The sequence below is a fragment of the Paraburkholderia megapolitana genome (assembly GCF_007556815.1).
GTDB classification, from domain to species: domain Bacteria; phylum Pseudomonadota; class Gammaproteobacteria; order Burkholderiales; family Burkholderiaceae; genus Paraburkholderia; species Paraburkholderia megapolitana.
This window is the reverse complement of the sequence record NZ_CP041745.1, coordinates 3,409,411-3,426,435: the sequence shown is the minus strand read 5'-3', so window position 1 is coordinate 3,426,435 and position 17,025 is coordinate 3,409,411. Positions and strand designations below refer to the sequence as shown.

The 17,025-nt window shown below is 57.2% G+C and carries 14 protein-coding genes and 1 pseudogene; 11 read left to right on the top strand and 4 right to left on the bottom strand.

Going from position 1 to position 17,025, the window contains the following annotated elements; all coding sequences use genetic code 11:
* Positions 1-20: 20 nt before the first annotated feature.
* Positions 21-635 carry a type II secretion system protein GspD gene (locus FNZ07_RS28570; RefSeq protein WP_091011396.1) on the bottom strand — a complete coding sequence of 205 codons (615 nt, stop codon included), beginning with the start codon at positions 633-635 and terminating at the stop codon, positions 21-23.
* On the opposite strand from FNZ07_RS28570, the pseudogene FNZ07_RS28565 reads away from it, so the two are divergent.
* From FNZ07_RS28565 to FNZ07_RS28520, 10 genes and pseudogenes are all read left to right on the top strand, one after another.
* Positions 635-4,393 (top strand): annotated as a pseudogene (locus tag FNZ07_RS28565) (hemagglutinin repeat-containing protein); the annotation flags it as partial. The gene FNZ07_RS28570 and the pseudogene FNZ07_RS28565 overlap by 1 nt on opposite strands.
* Positions 4,394-4,857: 464 nt before the next feature.
* Entirely contained in the window at positions 4,858-5,112 is a 255-nt protein-coding gene (locus FNZ07_RS28560) for a hypothetical protein (protein ID WP_091011398.1), read from the top strand.
* Between the two features lie 447 nt (positions 5,113-5,559).
* Positions 5,560-5,916 carry an immunity 8 family protein gene (locus FNZ07_RS33785; protein WP_170275848.1) on the top strand — a complete coding sequence of 119 codons (357 nt, stop codon included), beginning with the start codon at positions 5,560-5,562 and terminating at the stop codon, positions 5,914-5,916.
* Positions 5,917-6,297: 381 nt separating this feature from the next.
* Positions 6,298-7,998 carry a ShlB/FhaC/HecB family hemolysin secretion/activation protein gene (locus FNZ07_RS28550; protein ID WP_091011636.1) on the top strand — a complete coding sequence of 567 codons (1,701 nt, stop codon included), beginning with the start codon at positions 6,298-6,300 and terminating at the stop codon, positions 7,996-7,998.
* A gap of 233 nt (positions 7,999-8,231) precedes the next feature.
* The gene (locus FNZ07_RS34640) at positions 8,232-8,588 is read left to right on the top strand and encodes an immunity protein Imm33 domain-containing protein (protein ID WP_091011400.1); all 357 of its coding nucleotides are present in this window, start codon (positions 8,232-8,234) and stop codon (positions 8,586-8,588) included.
* A 116-nt stretch (positions 8,589-8,704) separates the two neighbouring features.
* The gene (locus FNZ07_RS28540; protein ID WP_091011401.1) at positions 8,705-9,124 is read left to right on the top strand and encodes a hypothetical protein; all 420 of its coding nucleotides are present in this window, start codon (positions 8,705-8,707) and stop codon (positions 9,122-9,124) included.
* 519 nt (positions 9,125-9,643) lie between these two features.
* Entirely contained in the window at positions 9,644-9,919 is a 276-nt protein-coding gene (locus tag FNZ07_RS28535; protein WP_245811455.1) for a hypothetical protein, read from the top strand.
* Between the two features lie 158 nt (positions 9,920-10,077).
* Positions 10,078-10,419 (top strand): hypothetical protein, encoded by a 342-nt coding sequence (locus FNZ07_RS28530; protein WP_091011402.1) that lies wholly within the window; start codon positions 10,078-10,080, stop codon positions 10,417-10,419.
* Between the two features lie 172 nt (positions 10,420-10,591).
* On the top strand, positions 10,592-11,086 hold the full coding sequence (locus FNZ07_RS28525) for a hypothetical protein (RefSeq protein WP_091011403.1): 495 nt from the start codon (positions 10,592-10,594) through the stop codon (positions 11,084-11,086).
* An 803-nt stretch (positions 11,087-11,889) separates the two neighbouring features.
* On the top strand, positions 11,890-13,080 hold the full coding sequence (locus FNZ07_RS28520; RefSeq protein WP_091011404.1) for a hypothetical protein: 1,191 nt from the start codon (positions 11,890-11,892) through the stop codon (positions 13,078-13,080).
* 102 nt (positions 13,081-13,182) lie between these two features.
* Here FNZ07_RS28520 and FNZ07_RS28515 read toward each other — a convergent pair whose 3' ends face one another.
* Positions 13,183-13,617, bottom strand: a complete 435-nt coding sequence (locus tag FNZ07_RS28515) for a GNAT family N-acetyltransferase (RefSeq protein WP_091011405.1) — start codon at positions 13,615-13,617, stop codon at positions 13,183-13,185.
* A 385-nt stretch (positions 13,618-14,002) separates the two neighbouring features.
* Between FNZ07_RS28515 and FNZ07_RS28510 the strand changes: the two genes are divergently transcribed.
* Entirely contained in the window at positions 14,003-15,109 is a 1,107-nt protein-coding gene (locus FNZ07_RS28510) for an FAD-dependent oxidoreductase (RefSeq protein WP_091011406.1), read from the top strand.
* Between the two features lie 12 nt (positions 15,110-15,121).
* On the opposite strand, the gene FNZ07_RS28505 is transcribed toward FNZ07_RS28510, so the two are convergent.
* Both FNZ07_RS28505 and FNZ07_RS28500 read right to left on the bottom strand, forming a co-directional pair.
* Positions 15,122-15,850 carry an arylmalonate decarboxylase gene (locus FNZ07_RS28505; protein ID WP_091011407.1) on the bottom strand — a complete coding sequence of 243 codons (729 nt, stop codon included), beginning with the start codon at positions 15,848-15,850 and terminating at the stop codon, positions 15,122-15,124.
* Positions 15,851-16,012: 162 nt separating this feature from the next.
* Positions 16,013-16,948 carry a sterol desaturase family protein gene (locus tag FNZ07_RS28500; RefSeq protein WP_091011408.1) on the bottom strand — a complete coding sequence of 312 codons (936 nt, stop codon included), beginning with the start codon at positions 16,946-16,948 and terminating at the stop codon, positions 16,013-16,015.
* Positions 16,949-17,025: the final 77 nt, after the last annotated feature.

Genomic DNA, 17,025 nt, shown 5'->3' with positions numbered 1-17,025 from the left:
CCGATCTTGTACGCACAGCACTAAATTTTCTGAACCTGCAGTAACAACAGGATTTCGGTTTTCGCCGTCGTCGCTGTATGCCCTGCCATCCAGCGCGGCAGAAACGACAAACCACTATTCACACGTGTGTCCTGATCCTGCGTCAGCCCGCCAATCAGCAGCACGTCACCATCGGCCACACTGAACGAGCTTTCCACCTTACGCGTGTCCTTGGTTGGTGAATCGTTCACGCCCGTCGTCGTCTTGACGAAACTGCTGATTTCCTCAACGAGGTGCAGATCTATCGTGTCGCGCTTCACGGTCGGCTGTACCTGAAAAATCACACCCGCATCCTGATACTGGACGCTCTGCACAGGCGCGGCCGACGCACTCGGATACGACACCGACCCAATGACCGGCACCGACTCACCAACGTTCAGGCTTGCCGTGTCACCCGAACGCACACGCAGGTTAGGCGACGTCAGCACCTTGAACCGCGAATCGCTGTTCAACGCAGCCAGCGCCGCGCTAAAACCGCCCACAGACAGCCGTATCGCGTTGTCTGTGTCGTGGATACTCCCGACGTTCAGCGAAGCTCCTACGCGCCCGCCAAGCACACTCATTGCAAGCTGGAACGCCGAATTGTTGTTACCCATTCAACATGGACGAGTACAAGGCGCTGATGAACAACGGCGTCAGCTACAGCAAGGAGTTCGGCCTTACGCCCGGCGTCGCACTGAGCGGTGCGCAAATGCAGCAGCTCACGACCGACATGGTGTGGCTCGTATCGCAGACGGTCACACTGCCGAACGGCTCGCAGCAAACCGTGCTGGTTCCGACGGTCTATCTGGCGAAGAGCGATACCGTCGACTTGCAGCACAGCGGCGCGATCGTCGCAGGCAATTCGGTGAGTCTGAATGCGACCGGTGACGTGAACAACAGCGGACATATCGTCGGCGACGTGGCGACGACGGTGCTGGGCAACAACATTGTCAATAGCGGCGTGATCGGTAGCGGCGGTTCGACCGTGGTCGCAGCGGTACAGGACGTTCGCAACGTGAGTGGCCAGATTGGCGGCGTGCAGACCGTGGTGCAGGCCGGACGCGATGTGATCAACGAGACGGCGGTCGCGAGCGTCTCGAACACACTGCACGAAGATGGCTTCACGTCCAGCGCGTCTTCCCAGGGGACACTTGCGACCGGGGTGATTTCGGCGACCGGCGACGCAGTGGTGCTGGCCGGGCGCGATGTGAATCTGGCCGGTGCCTCGATCCAGTCGGGTAACAGTACGTTCGTCGGTGCGGGTCGAAACATCGATATCGGTACGACGACGCTGACCGCGACGCAGGATGCGGGTACGAACGATGGGTTGAACGGCGGGCATACCAGCACGACTCGGAACGTTGGCAGCACGATCACGACGGGCGGCAGTTTAACCACCGTGTCTGGAGGCGACACGACGCTTACGGATGCGACCGTGAAGGCCGGTGGCAACGCGAACCTGATCGCGGGCAACAATCTTACGGTGACGGCTGCTACCGATACGCAGTCGCATCACGAGCAGTCGCTCGGTGGCAGCGAGGCTAAGCATACGGGCTCGAGTTACGACGAGACGGTGCAGGGCAGCAACGTGAATGCCGGCAACAACTTGACGCTTGGTGCGGGGCAGACGGGCACGGCCGGTGCGTTGTTGTCGCAGTACGGCGTTAGCGCAGCTTCCGATGCGCCGAAGGGCGCCGGCAATCTTAGTGTGCTCGGTTCGAGTGCTACGACAGGGTCTACGCAGGCTAATGGCACTAGCAGCGGCGGGGCGACGACGATGGCGGCTACCGGGGACATCAACGTCGGTGCGGTCAGCGAAACGCACGATTCGCAGAGCTGGGAACAGGTTAATCATTCGGGGTTTCTGTCGAGTGACAAGACTACCGATAGTGCGTCGTCGCATCAGGTGAATTCTGTTGGTTCGACGGTTTCGGGTGAGACGGTCAGTGGCGCTGCTGGACATGACTTGACGGTTGCGGGGTCAACTGTTGCCTCGACGGGCGATATGGCGCTGTCGGCGGGGCATGACCTGAATATCACCACTACACAGGATACGAGTCAGAGCAGTCATTTTCATGAGGAGCAGAAGTCGGGACTCGGTGCGCTCGGCGGCGGCGGTGTCAGTGTCAACTACGGCAGCAGCGATACGAAGGACACGACGCACGACAGTTCGGTGACGCAGAACGGCAGTCTGGTTGGTAGCACGAATGGCAGTGTAACGATGACGGCGGGTAACAACCTGCATATCACTGGCAGCGACGTCATCGCGACGCAGGATGTGACGGGTAAGGCGGCAAATGTCACCGTCGACGCGGCAACGGGTACGAGTCATCACGACGAGACGCACGAAACGAAGACGAGTGGCTTCACGCTCGGGCTTTCGGGTAGCGTTGGCGATGCGATTAACAACTCGATCCAGCAGTCGCAGGCTATTAGTAGTGGCGCGGGTGACGGGCGTGCCGCGGCGCTGCACGGGATCGCTGCGGCGGGCGATGCAGCGACGGCGGCATACGACGCGTCAAAGCTTGTGAATGGGGCTAAACCTGGGCAGGAGCCAAGCATTGGCGTACAGCTGAGTTTCGGAACGAGCCAGAGCAAGAGTGTCTCTAGCGAGGACCAGACGACGCAGATGGGTTCGACCGTGAAAGCCGGTGGAACGACGAGTTTCGTCGCAACCGGCAATGGTACGCCGGGAAGCGGTAACGTGACGATCGCAGGTTCGGACGTCAGCGGGAACAACGTCCTGCTGGATGCGAAGAACCAGGTGAACCTCGTCAACACGACAAATACAGATTCGACACGCAGTTCGAACAGCTCGAGTAGTGCAAGCGTTGGCGTATCGGTCGGGACCCAAGGCGTTGGCGTGTCCGCCTCGATGTCGAATGCGCATGGCGACGCAAACTCCGACGCTGCGATGCAGAACAACACGCACGTCACTGCGGTGAACAATGTGTCGATCATCTCGGGGGGCGATACGAACATTGTCGGCGCGGACGTGAGTGGTAATCACGTGGCGGCCGATGTGGGCGGCAACCTGAATATCGCGAGCGTGCAGGACACGACCGTGAGCGCGGCGCATCAGAGCAGTTCGGGCGGTGGATTCAGTATTAGCCAGGCCGGTGGTAGCGCAAGCTTCACTGCGCAGAACGGTCACGCAGATTCGAACTACGCGGGCGTGAACGAGCAGGCGGGTATCCAGGCGGGTAGTGGTGGCTTTGATATCAACGTGAAAGGCAATACCGACCTCAAGGGTGCGGAGATTGCCAGTACTGCCGATACCTCGAAAAACAGCCTCACGACGGGCACGCTGAGCTTCAGCGATATCCAGGACCAGTCGCACTACAGTGCGACGAGCAACGGGTTTAGCGCGGGTGTGGGTGTTGGCATTACTGGCAAAGCGACAGGACCAGGCTCAGTTTCCGGCTCGGGCGGTGTGACGCCTATGATGTCGCAGGACGCCAACGGTGACCAGAGCGCGACGACGAAGAGCGCCATCAGCGCGGGCACGATCAACGTCACGAACGGCGCGGGTCAGACGCAGGATGTGACGAGCCTGAATCGCGATACGTCGAACCTGAACGGGGCCGTGTCGAAGACGCCGGATGTCAACAACCTGCTATCGCAGCAGTCGGACATGATGAATGCGGCGCAGGCGGCTGGGCAGACAGTATCGCAGGGCATTGGAGCGTACGCGGATGCGAAGCGCGATGCAGCTCTCGACGCAGCGCAAACAGCGAAGGACAAAGGCGATCTGGCCGCAGAGGCGGCGGCGCTGACTGAGGCTAGCCAGTGGATGGAAGGTGGCAATTCGCGGGCTTTGTTGCAAGCCGGCGGCGGTGCGCTGATTGGTGGTCTCGGAGGCGGCAGCGTGTTCACAGCTGCAGGTGGTGCCCTGGGCGCAGGGCTGTCGTCGAAACTCGCTAACCAGACCAACCAGTTGGCCGACGCGATAAGCGGCGCGACGGGCTCCTCGTTGATTGGAAATATCAGCGGAAATATTGTTGCTGGGTTAGGCGGTGCTTTGCTGGGAGGCAGTACGGGAGCAGCAATGGCATCGAACGTTGATCTCTACAACGAGAATTCAGACACTGGCGACAAAAGCGCGAAAGAAAGACTCGCCGGTTTCCAGGCGCAATTGGCCAGCGACCAGGCTGCAGCACAAACCGCAATGAACAACTTGGCCGCTGGCGTCCGGAACGGCGCGGTCGACGTAGCGACGGGCATCATCAATTTGCCAAATGGCGGCCCCCTGGCTAGTCCAGGCGATCCCGGCTATATTTCGCTGGATAGCCTGAAGGCCCCTTATACGTCGGGTGACCAGATTGGGGCCAACGCAGAATTGCTTGTGTCAATACTCGCAACGATGGGCGTTGGTAAAGGTGCGGCAGGCGAAGCAGCGGCCGAAGCAGCAACTGCCGGAAAGGTGGTGGTCATTCAGGCGGACCTCGATACGCTCGCCGCGAATGGCGTCAAGTTCACACCGAAGAACGTTATTGCGACAGGGACGGCCGCAGACGGGCAGGTGGTCTTTCTTGAGACGGGTTCGTCAAGCGCGGGTCTTCAGCACATTATTGAGGAACACGGCGTCGACTTCACGAACAAGGGTATTGCTCAGTCTGACATCCCGTCTGTTGTTATGGACGCTGTTACCCAAGGCAAGCTGGTGGGAACAAACGGTTCCGCGCCGGTGTATGAAATCACATATAACGGTACCCCGAAATACGTCTCCGTTGGCGTGAGCTCGAATGGGTTCATCGTTCGCGCCAACCCCGTAAGCACATGGAAACCACTGAAATGAAAAATTTCCGCTTGAGAGCTGTTTATGGAGCCCCACCCATGTTCAATTCTGATGTAGATGAGATGGGCTACGTTGATCTGTCAGATCTTCATATATCGCTTCACTTACTTACGCAACTCAAGGACTGGGATGTGGAGTTCCAGCAGACGTTTTCCGACGACTACCCGCCGGACTCTGGATTCAAGTTTGAAGAAGACAGAAATCGACACAACGAGCGCGGAACGCAACTCGCCGCTCTTCTCGAGCAGGAGCTTGGAACGGAAGTACGAGTTAATTTCATCCCGCTCAAGTAGACCCGTCTCGGGGAAGAGTACGTGCGTCTGCATGAAGGTTTGTTGCCACAAACGTACGTGCGACGTGTTCCACGCGGCTTGGTGAATGTTGACGAAGCTTGCGTATACATCAACGAGGTCAAGCCGTTGAACCCAGACGGCACCATTCAACTCAACGGCCTTGCTGAAACCTTGCCTACACAGATGACCGATTCATGGATTGACAACACTTCAGTGGGACGGTGGCCGCAGCTGATAGCTTAGTCAATCATGGGTCGGAGACGGCGCTTGCTCCAAGTCCGTAGTTCCAGGTGGCTTCGTGAGTGCCGATGGAACACGCGCATGCAGGCCGCCTGCGGCCAAACCGCACACTCCGGTGGAGTTTGCCCCGACCGGAGTGCAGGCGAATTCTCAAGAACTGCGGAATGGTGTCGTGATAAGCAACGGACACTTGAACATTACACATCCATGAAAGCGATTGTTAAGAATATTGATACCGGTAGTGATGTGGCCTTTGACGCGTACCACCCGGCGGACGAGGAATGCTTTGGCCGGTGGCTCACCGTGCTCGTTGGACCGGAGAACGAAGAAGGTGGCCATTTATATCAAGTGTTGGCATGCACGCCAGAGTGGATCCAGCGGGAATTTCTACACACCGGGGCAGTATGGGGTCGCCACATGTTGATCGTTTCTCGCTACGACCAAGGTCGTATTAGGCGAGAGCTTGATCATTACGTTGAGGGTTGCACGGGAGATAACTTCTGGGAGATTGCGCAGAAAGTCGCGAGGATTGGCGCTTGGGAGTTCGAGGACTACCAAAGTTGAAGTCGAATACTCTCAGAGCTAGGTGGGGGTTGATCTGTTGCTGCAAACACCACATTAGATTCCGCTTATGGCAACTAGAGAACGAGGCACCGGCGGCACTGATGTGTCGACAGTACTTGCAGACTGACCGGATAGTATTGTCGATGCGGTTGGCGGCAGAATCCGCTCGCCGTTCGGCCAACCTCTGTCTAACTCGCTGGCGAGCGTAGAGGGCGCGCTGGCCGGGGGCAGCTATTAGGTAGAAAGTCACGCAGGCCTATGTGGGTGCGTGCAACACCGTGCCTGCGTAGTTGGGACCAAGACCTTCTTATAAAAACACGCTATTCAGGTATGCAGAAAAAATACAGAAAACAGGGGAAGAAAACACTGATCACGTGGGCAATGCTGACATCAAGCTCTCTCGCTGCTGCCCAAGCCCTTCCCATTCCCGCTCAGAACGTTGGCGAACAGGATCAACGCGTCCGCCAACAACAGGAAGCACGCGAACGCGAGCAGACGGTGAATGCGCCTGCTGTTCGCTCGACTGCAGTTCCGGCTACCGGTTTCGTGCCCTTGCCTGTCGAATCTCCCTGCTTCCGCATCCAGTCATTCGTACTCGACGTTCCTTCGACGCTGCCCGACGCTGTGCGTGCCCGAGGCGCATCGGCACTACCGATGGACCAGTTCGCCTTCGCAAGCGAATGGCTCAATCATTACGCGGGCCAGTGCGTCGGCAAACAGGGGCTAGACGTGATCGTCAAGGGCCTGTCGCAGACGATCCTCAGTCGTGGCTACGTCACGACACGTGTCCTCGTCCCTGAGCAGGACCTCTCATCGGGCACGCTGAAACTTGCGCTGATCCCCGGCGTAATCCGACAGTTGCGATTCGCGGACCCCAAAGTCCGCGGTACCTGGAAATCAGCATTCCCTGCGCGCGGCGGTGATCTCCTGAACCTGCGCGACCTCGAACAGGGACTCGAGCAGATGAAGCGCGTGAGCAGCCAGGACGTCGACATGCAGATCGTACCGACCGACGTTCCCGGCGAGAGCGATGTCGTGGTCACCGTGAAGCGGACGAAACCGTGGACGCTCGTCGCATCTGTCGATAACTCCGGCGCTCGCGCAACGGGCAAGCTTCAGGGCAACGTTAGTCTTGGTATCGACAACCCACTCGGCCTGAACGATATCTTCAACATCGGCATAAACCAGGACCTGGAGTTCGGCGACAGGCGTCTTGGCTCGCACGGCTGGAACGGCTCGTATTCGGTTCCATGGGGCTACTGGACTGGAACGTTGTTTGGCTACACAAACACGTACTACCAACAGATCGCCGGTGTGAATCGGACGTTCGTGTCGAGCGGCAATTCGCAGACGGCCGGTTTCAAGCTGCAACGGGTCATCCGTCGCAGCCAGGACGATGTACTCGGCGTGGAACTCCAGTTGACCAAACGCTGGGGCGCAAGCTTTATCGAAGACACGGAGATTCCGCAGCAGCACCGGGACAACACGTTCGTCGAAGCTGGCCTGACGGACCGTCACTACTTCGGCTCTGCGCAATTCGACGGCACGCTTGCTTACCGGCAGGGCATCGGTTGGCTGGGTGCAATGCCCGATACGTCGGGCGATGGACCGACGTACCGCTTTCACATGGCTGTGCTCGATGCGAACCTGTCGGTGCCGTTTGCGATCGCGAACCAGAATCTGCGGTACGTCACCACCTTCCATGGACAGTTCACGAACGACACGCTGAACTACATCGACGACCTGACAATCGGTAGCCGCTACACGGTGCGTGGCTTCGATGGTGAGACGATGCTCGCGGCCGAGCGCGGTTTCTACTGGAGGAACGAGCTTCAGTTGCCGATCGGACAGACCGGGCAGTCCGTCTATGCCGGCATCGACTACGGTCACGTGTTCGGTCCGAGCACCGCGTTTCTGGCGGGCACGCAACTGGCCGGCGCCGTGATCGGTGTGCGTGGTGCCCTGCCGGTTCGCGTCGGTGGATTTTCGTACGACCTGTTCGCGGGCACGCCGATTTGCAAACCCTCGGGATTTCGGACTGCGCGTGTGACGGTGGGTTTTCAAGCCACCGCGCAGTTCTGAGCATGCTGTGAGCGAAGCATCGATCACATGTCAGGTACTACTGCAGCACGGGAATAGCGTAACGCGAGTTTGACGAAAACCGTCCATCGACGATAGTGTCGAGACGGAGCAGTTGACATGTCAGCTAAGGGTTCCGTCGACGCGCTCCAGCCACATTGCTCTACCTGCTGGGCGAGTCAAGGTGGTCAGTTAGATGCCTTTGATAAAGCGATGAGAGATTTCTCTGGATTTCGATGATAAGTGCGGATAGTAAGGATAAGCAGCAGGAGACTTGCTCGCGGTTCGGCGCATCTTACGTGACGTGCGATCTGAGCTTGAAGGTGGGCATTTCAAGAAACATAAAGGACGGTGTATGGCCTCTGAATGGCCTCCGGATAGGGCCCGAAAGCGATACATGCGGATGGTATATCTGGGCCGGAGAGAAATTCTCGGGGGAGTCTGATTTTTTTGTACCTCTACACGCATCTCATCTTCAGGAGTGGGTATCCCTCGTCTTGCCATATCTTGGTTTGCCCCCGGGCTGGGGGTTTCTCATTACGGAGCAATATGAGGATGTCTGGGAAGATCCTCAATTGCTAAAGCCGGAATGATTTTATGATCGAAGGAAAGTTGGATTCGAATGAACTTAGTGTCACTCAGATTCGTTCGCCGATTCCAACTGGTACGACGCGATCCATAGTTCTTGTTAAGAGGTGAGAGGTTAGAGATGAAAGTCATAAAAGATTGCTGGACGTCTCTTGGGGTATCAGAGTGTCAGTATGGCGGACATCTGTTTGACGGGGCGAATGCAACGATTTATGTAAATCATTGGCTTGCCGCATTTGGGGGATTCGACAGGAATTTTTATCGAAGAAATCCTGATGGATTTGTTGGGCATTGTTTGCTAGTTTTTTTGGGTGTTAGGAGATTTGATTTAATCGCCACTCCTTATGTGAGGGCGCAGGGGAGAGTGGTCTGGCAAGATCCCGTCAATTTTAATTATTCAGGGTTGGCCCGAGAAGGGATTTCGAGATTTGAGATGGAAGGTAGTCTCCAAGGGTTTGCCTCATCCGTAAGCATTTTGGTTGAAGCGCAAGAATTTGAATTGCGTATATTGGAAGAGCATGAACCCGCGCGTCAGTCTTGATGCTCTTGGGTTTGGCAAGCCTGTATCCCCAAGAAATCCGAGCCGTTTAGCGCAAGCGGCATCTCTCTTTTTTCTGCTATATGGTGAGCGAGCGAGCCGTGGCAAGATCGGGAGCGGAAAGCTAGGAGAGAAGCGAAGAAGCAAAGATTCTGTGTCGCCGTTTCGCTATCGTCGCTGCGCTCCCTTGGGTCGTTATGGGCGTCGAGGTGACACTGGATGGTGTGCCGAACGTTTGGTATTGCTTTCGCCCGCAAGACCAGAGTCCCTACGTAGATGCCTTCCTGCAGGCCGCAGGTGGTGCGCTTGGAGCAGGGTTGTCTTCGAGACTCACCAGTCAGGCCAAGAGGGTGGACGACGATGTGACGGGCGCAACAGGCTTGCCCCTGCTAGGCGGCATCAGCAGCAATATTCTTGCTGGACTGGGCGGCGCATTGGTCAGGACAACGCAACTGGAGCAAAGATTCGAAGTGTCACGGTCATAACTTCCCAAGGCTCTGTGTATGTACCGAGGTTACCAAAATGATGACGATGGTTAGCGGGTATCCAACAGAAGAAGAGTTGCGTAAGAGAATTTCCCGTCAACTTTCTTGGCACAGCCCTCCCGACGCTGTGGCGTTAATTTGGCGTGGCTATTTAGCGGCGCTATTAGAGTGGGCGATCATTGAAAATGAGGTGTACGAGCGTTTGGAGATGCTGCTTCCTAAGGTTGGAGTGAAGGAGCAAGTTGAATTGTTTGCGGACGAACTGCTTAGTGCGGAGCGAGAGAGTGAGATAGATAAATCTTCGAGACGTTAGTCTCGCCGCAGTTTGAATGGTGTTGCGAATCGACGATATGTCTTCGACGTCGCAGGCTTGGAGATTTGTTGCGACAAACATGGACAATATCACTGTCGACAGTAAGACTTTTCGATCAATCATTCTCTTGCAGGGCTGATCATGTCTATGATGCATTCATGGGGGTGAACGTCGATAGGGTGGAGCTCGTTTCCGTCGTGTCCGAGCTACGCAAGGCGGGAGTTTCGTGTTTTAGTGTTCCGATCGAATACATGGACAATCCAGGCATCGATGTTGCTGAAGCAAAGGTGCTTGCAAAAAAACATGCGAAGTCGATGAGATGTGCGATATCTGAATCTGGTCATCGAGAAGGTCATGCGCCCTTGTTTTGGATATTCGATACTCCTGCTAATGACGATGACAGGGCTGGAGGGGTTGTGATAGTTGACAGACTAGATGGGCATATATGGAGAGCCGGTGAGTACGAGGAGTATATGTATGACTACAACAACATTTTTTGATCTCGCAACCGACCTCTGTGCTCAGGTCATCAACAATCACTGTGCAACGCGTAACGAGAGTCAGTTTTCACTCTTGTCGACAGCAACGTACTCGGTGCTCAGGATATTGCCTGCTCAGCGATTCCACCAGACAGTTCCGGCCGCGCGATAGCACCTTGCGAAGGAGGATGCATTGAATTTATTCGACATACTTGCGCACTACTTCTGGCTACTGTGTCTCGCCATATCCGGCTTTAACTATTTCGTGGGCGAGCGAGCCGTAGCAAGATCGGGAGCGGGGAGTCTGGAGGGAAGCGAGGAAGCAAAGGTTCTGCGTCGCCGTTTCGCTATCGTGGCTGCGCTTCCTTGGGTCGTTATGGGCGTCGGAATGACATTGGGTGGTGTGCCGGACGTTTGGTATTACTTTCGCCCCCAGGACCAGAATCCCTATGTATGGGCCTGGTTCGGTTCCGTCTTTCTCATCGCGTTTGCGTTTGCATGGTGGGTGTTTTTCCGTGACGGCGCTGCGAAAATTATTAGCAGCAAGGCCTTTGGAACGTTGTCGCCGGGCTCGAACTGGATGCATACGGTCGGGAGGGTCAAGTTCTTTGCCGCGCTTGGACCGATCTGGATAGCGGTATGGATCGCGATCGTCGTATCGACGGATGTGCATCCCGCATTGAAATAGCGCTAGCGCTCGCATGCTCCAAATATCGGGCATGCCATCGGGGGCACCGATAGCGATGCGCGTCTACCGACTGCGGTGCGACGCTCAGACGATGACCGCCGCATATTGCCGCGAACCGGGCCAACGACAATAGCTCCCAGCCCTAAAAACACCCCCTCCAGGTTGCGTCAGCACCCAACGCAAATGTGCCAAACTTTTTTAGCTTCAATCTAAAAAAGTTTGACGCCTTGTTTTTTTTATTGCTATCTTTTGCTTCAAGACACTGCTTTCTTAATGTTGCCGACAATTACAAGCAAATTACTTACGAGATGATAATTCGTAAATTACATCTCTATAATAAGTGAATGCCAATTTATGCCGACGGCATTACGCAATCCAATACTCAATTACTTTCAAATATCGCGATATCTCATTCTGCTTTTGCTTCGTTGATTAAGTCGATATGCGGAAAATTATCCGCTATGGATGGTCGCTTCCTGCCGTAACAGGACCTCTGCGCGTGAGGATCATCACGCAGCGCGCCTCGGCCGCAGCAGGCAAGCTTCGGCGGTACCCCATGCGTCACCACTTATCGGTTCATTCAACTGCATAACCCGCGATGCATGTGCCAAAAACCAAAGCCACAAAGTGTTCACGTTATTCAATATTCCTTGAGATTTTACAAGAAGCTGTCTTTAAAGAACCTTACCGCTTAATCCGATGCTTTACGGATAGTTTTGCCGCAGGTCCTCATCACGCAGGTCAAGGCCGCTGAATAATTCAGCGCCAGAAACCTCAACACGTTGCTTCCACCGGAGAAACATATGCGACCGAAGTTATTGCTTACCACGCGTAACATGGCTCATGCCGCAGTTGTCGTGGGTGCAGGTCTTTTTATCAGTGCCATTCCGCTGTCGTCGGCCTTTGCAGGTGAGACTGCCAGCACGTTCGTCGATCAGGCTCAGGTGCAGGCCGACGCTCAGGCGCATCAGTCATGGCGTGAAAACGTCAGGCAATTCGCGCCGCAGGCACAGGGCTGTTATCACGCTTCGTATCCGAACCTCAAATGGTCCAAGGTGGAATGCGGCCCGGTGTCGGGTTACGTGTCCGCGCGCCGGAAGACCGCACATGTCGCACAACAGGACGCAGCGACTAGCGTCAAGCATGCTGGCGAGCAGGTAGTGGGCAGCGGTTACGATTTCTCCGCCGAGGCACCGTCCGGGAACCTGATCAGTGAAGCGGTCGGCAGCTTCCCCACGGTCACCGGCGTGAAGACCGAAAAGGGCGCGGGCGTAGCAGCGTATGGCGGTGGCGGCATCCTTGGCGCGAATCAATACACGTTGCAGCTCAATACGAATATGGACGGTAACTCCGCGGCTTGCGCAGGCTACTCGGGCTGCCAATCCTGGCAACAATACATCGTGGTGTCCGACGACGTTAACGCCGCGGGCACGGCGCTCACCGGCACGACCGACGTGTTCATCCAGACCTGGCTAGAGAACTACGGCCAGGATGTGGATGGTGGCAACACCAACATCTGCCCGAGCGGATTCACGGACGCGGGTGCCGATTCGAATGGTGGGAGCGGGGATGACTGTTACCAGAACAGTCCTGCTACCGTCATCGCGAAGCAACTGCCGATCACGGCCCTTGCAAGCCTGACGCTTTCGGGTACTGCTAACTCGAATGGCACGGATACGGCAACCGCCGTCTACGGCACGGAAGCCTACAGCTCGTCCACCGCCGATTCCAACTCGGATATCGCAAATGGCTGGACCGAGACGGAATTCAACGTCGTGGGTAATGCTGGCGGATCGCGCGCCGACTTCAATACGGGTTCGTCGATGACCGTGAAGGTTGCGTTGACCGACGGCTCCAACTCGGCACCGACGTGCGTCGGCCCGAGCAACGGCGGCACGACCGGCGAAACCAACAACCTGAACATCGGGAAATGCACTGCATCTGCTGGGTCGAGCTCGACATCGCCCGCGATTCAGTTCACGCAGTCGGATTGAGGTCTGTTAGCTGTCGCTAAAGTCGTGATGAAGTGACAAGGTGCCGGGAGAGACTTCTCGGCACTTTTTTGTTTGCGTCGCGATCGTCCGGAACAAAACCACCTAACGTTCAATAGCTTTCCTGAGCGCAATCATCGTACTTCGATACCCATTCCGGATATAGAACTCATGCGTACGGGGCCGCTCGTTGTTACAGCGTATGACGATGGAAGTCGCGCCCACTTCATGAGCTCCGATCCACTGCTCGGCGCGTAACAGCAGCTCCCTTCCAATCCCCGAGCCTCTACTTCCCTCGCGAACCACAAAGGCCAGAACCTCGCCATATTTCCCGCTCGATACGATGACGTTGACGCACGCGTGAATCCATCCGAGAACGTCCCCGGCGTCACTTTCATACAGAAAGATCTTGTGGTCGGGCCTATCGAGCACGATCTCGAGGCGAGACCGTATTTCGTCTTCCGAGGCATTCCAGCCGAACTGACTGCTCAGCACGGAAATTTCTCTTGCGTCATTCAACTGCGCGTCTCGAATGCTCATTTCACGTCCTTCGATGATTCAGGTTGCCGCTGCGCCTGCTCCAGAAACCATGACTGACAGCACCCGAAAACCCATCCGGAGCGCAGAAATTCAAGCATAGCCGAGTCGACAACAGGCGTGAACGAGCTTGCGACGCAGGACAAATGTGAGCGCCATGACCAACACCGCTGCAACCAAAACCAGATACAGCCCATTTCACCGCGAAAAACAGGCCATAAGTAGCCATCGCAGCGACCGGCGGAAAGCGAGTAGCCAATGTGAGCGAACGCTCATAAATTAGAGTCCAATCCATCAACGAGGAATCCACGCGATTCCAACCGGTCGGTTCGGCGCGGTAGCAACCGAATCGAGGCAACCGGAAAACACTACCAGGAGTGTTCTGATCATGCGAGTCATCATTGCGGGCGGCGGTATCGTTGGATTGACTGCCGGTATTGCGTTCAAGTCGATTGGCTGGGAAGTGCTCGTATGCGAGCAGGCGCCGGAGATTCGCGCGGCGGGTGCGGCCATCGGTTTATGGCGCAACGCGCTCGACGTGTTCTCGGAAGTCGGCGTTGGCGACTCGATCAACGCAATCGGTACATCCGTTGAAACATGGTTCTACGATGCCGGCGGACGTCGTTTGCGGGCACCCGGCTTCGCGCTTGCCGAACACCAGTTTCTTCTCGTCCCGCGTCCCCAGCTGAACCAGCTTCTCGCTGCGGCGGTCGGCCAGGAAAACATTCGCGTGAACACCAGAATCCTCGCCTTCGAGGAAGAAGCGGACCACGTCAAGGTGAGGTTCACTAACGGAGCCGTCGAGCGAGCAGACCTGCTGCTAGGCGCCGACGGCGCTTACTCGGCAGTGCGCGCGCAACTGGACCCTGGTTCGGCTGCACAGGAGCATGCCGGTCACCACGTGTGGCGCGGCATGATTGCGGCAGGCGACGAACCTGCGGAGGGTTCCATCCTGACCGTTGGACATCAACGCGCGCGTGGGGGATATGTACGCACCTATGGCGATCAGGTGGTGTGGATGGTGAATCAGTTCGATAGTCCGGCTGTTACCGGTACGAAGAAGGAAGAGGCGCTGCGCCGGGCCGCGCATCTGAACGATAACGGCTGGAACGACTGGCTGGCGAAGCTGATCGAGAGGACGCCGGAAGAGCAGATCCTGCACAACCAGATCATGTTCGTGCCCGCGTTGCCTCGGTGGACATCGGCGCGCGTCGCGCTGATCGGCGATGCGGCACATGCGTTGTCGCCGCATATCTCGGCGGGTGGGACACTGGGTGTCGAAGACGTACGGGTATTGGTTAATGCCGTGCAGAAATACGAGGATCTCGCGACGGCGCTATCGGCCTATGAAACCAACCGCATTCCTCACTATGCCCGCGTGCATGAACTGGCGGACGCCGTAGAGCGGGTACGCGACGCCCACGAATACGCGCAGGAGTATGCAAGCTTCACTCACTGGATGCTGAACGACGGATATCGCGCCTCGCGTGCATGAAGGATCGCGATGCTACCGAAGCTCGAATAAGCGCCCGAAGCCGGGCGCGACCGGACTCACACCCATCAGTTGCACCGCGTCCCAGAACCCGGCCGGTGAGCTCGACACGACCGGTACACCAAGGCGAGCTTCCAGCGTTTCGACGATGCCGAGGGTTTTCAGGCCGCCGCAGGAGATCAACACGCCCTGTGCCGACGTATCCTGGGCGAACACGTCCTGCGCGAGATCGATGAGTGTTTCGGGCGGTACCGTACCCACGCCAATTACATCGGTCATGGCAAGACCTTTAACAGCAGCGACCTCGAATCCTTCTTCTTGCAGGAACGCGGCAAGCCGCGCGTTGACATCGTCGATGTAGGCCGTCGCCAGTGCCACGCGCCGCACGCCCATTGCTTTCAACGCCCTGACAACCGCGTGACTCATCGTCGTTGCAGGCAAACCAGTGGCTTTGTGGATCGCGTCAACGAGTTGCCGGTTGAACGCGGCTCCGCGATAAAAGCTGAGCGAGGTACCCATCAACGAAATGGCCTGCGCGCCGTCGTCGGCAAGAGAGCGGGCCCTGTCAGCCACGGAGTCGATGACCGCTTCATAGCCCTCCGGCGAAATCTGGCCGAGCGCCAGTCCGCGGGCGATAAACCTTGCCCGGTCCTTGTAGAGCAACGGACCGTCATCGGGGACTTTTCCGGCGGCAGGCGGAACGATCAAGCCGATTGTGGGCAGACTTTGAGCGTCGATATCCATGGGTAATCTTCGAGTGACGACACGGGTACGCGAGATGATTTCAGCGAGTCCCGACCGCACACTGTGACCCGATCGTTTGCGGCTCGCTGCATCATCGTAGCGTACGCGCGAGCGCCACGCAGAATCGCCACACCGATTCGCGAAACGGCACAAGCGAACCGTTTATTCCTCGACTGTAGAGATGCGCTGCTCAGGTTCCATCCCCGCGAACTGCAACCCCGCACGGCGCCGCAAATCTTCCGTGGTTTCACCGCGCTCATCGGGTCGCCAGCCAGGCGGTCCAAACAGATAACCCAGTCCCTCGCGAATCGAACGCGCCATTACCAGATCGCGCCACAATGCGCGCCAGTGATCGAACTCGACGGTTAGCAGGTTATAGGTTGTCATCGGTGTGACCAGCCCGAAGCGACAGGGCACGTCGGGCTTTTCGGCGATATACGTGCCGAACAACCGGTCGAACACGATCAGCACACCGCCGTAGTTGCCATCGAGGTACTCGAGGTTGGACGCATGATGAACGCGGTGCGCGGAAGGCGTGTTGAGTATCCACTCCAGCGGTCCGAGCCGCGGAATCCACGTGACGTGCAGCCAGAACTGATACAGCAGGTTGAGCGAAAGCAGCATCAGCACAATCCTGGGCGGCATACCGAATAGCGGCGCAAGCACGAAGAACAGCGTCGAGCCGGCAAGACGGCCGGTCCATCCCATACGGTAGGCGACGGCAAGGTTCAGTTGATTCGGTGAGTGATGAATCGCGTGGGTGCACCAGAACCAGCGCACCCGGTGGGCCGCGCGGTGGTAGCAGTAGTAGCAGAACTCCTGACCGACGAAACACGCCAGCCAGCCGGTCCAGTGATGCATCGGCAGGGTCCAGAGCCGGTGCCGCCAGAACCAGCCCATGGCATCGCCCCAGAACGCGAGCGGCAGCAACCAGCCGAGCGGGTACTCGCGAACCAGCATGTCGACCACCGATACCCCGGCCGCTTTCCAGTCGTAGTTGCGCCAGCCGCGTTGGACGGAAAGTACGAGGGCCTCGGTCAACGAAGACACGAGAATCAGCGCGACGGTATACCTCAGGATGGTGAACAGGATAGTCATGGCCGGAGCATCCCCATTGAGACGCTGGCCAGCGTAATTCGCCGTCGCGGGAGCGACAATCGATCTGGGACGAGTTG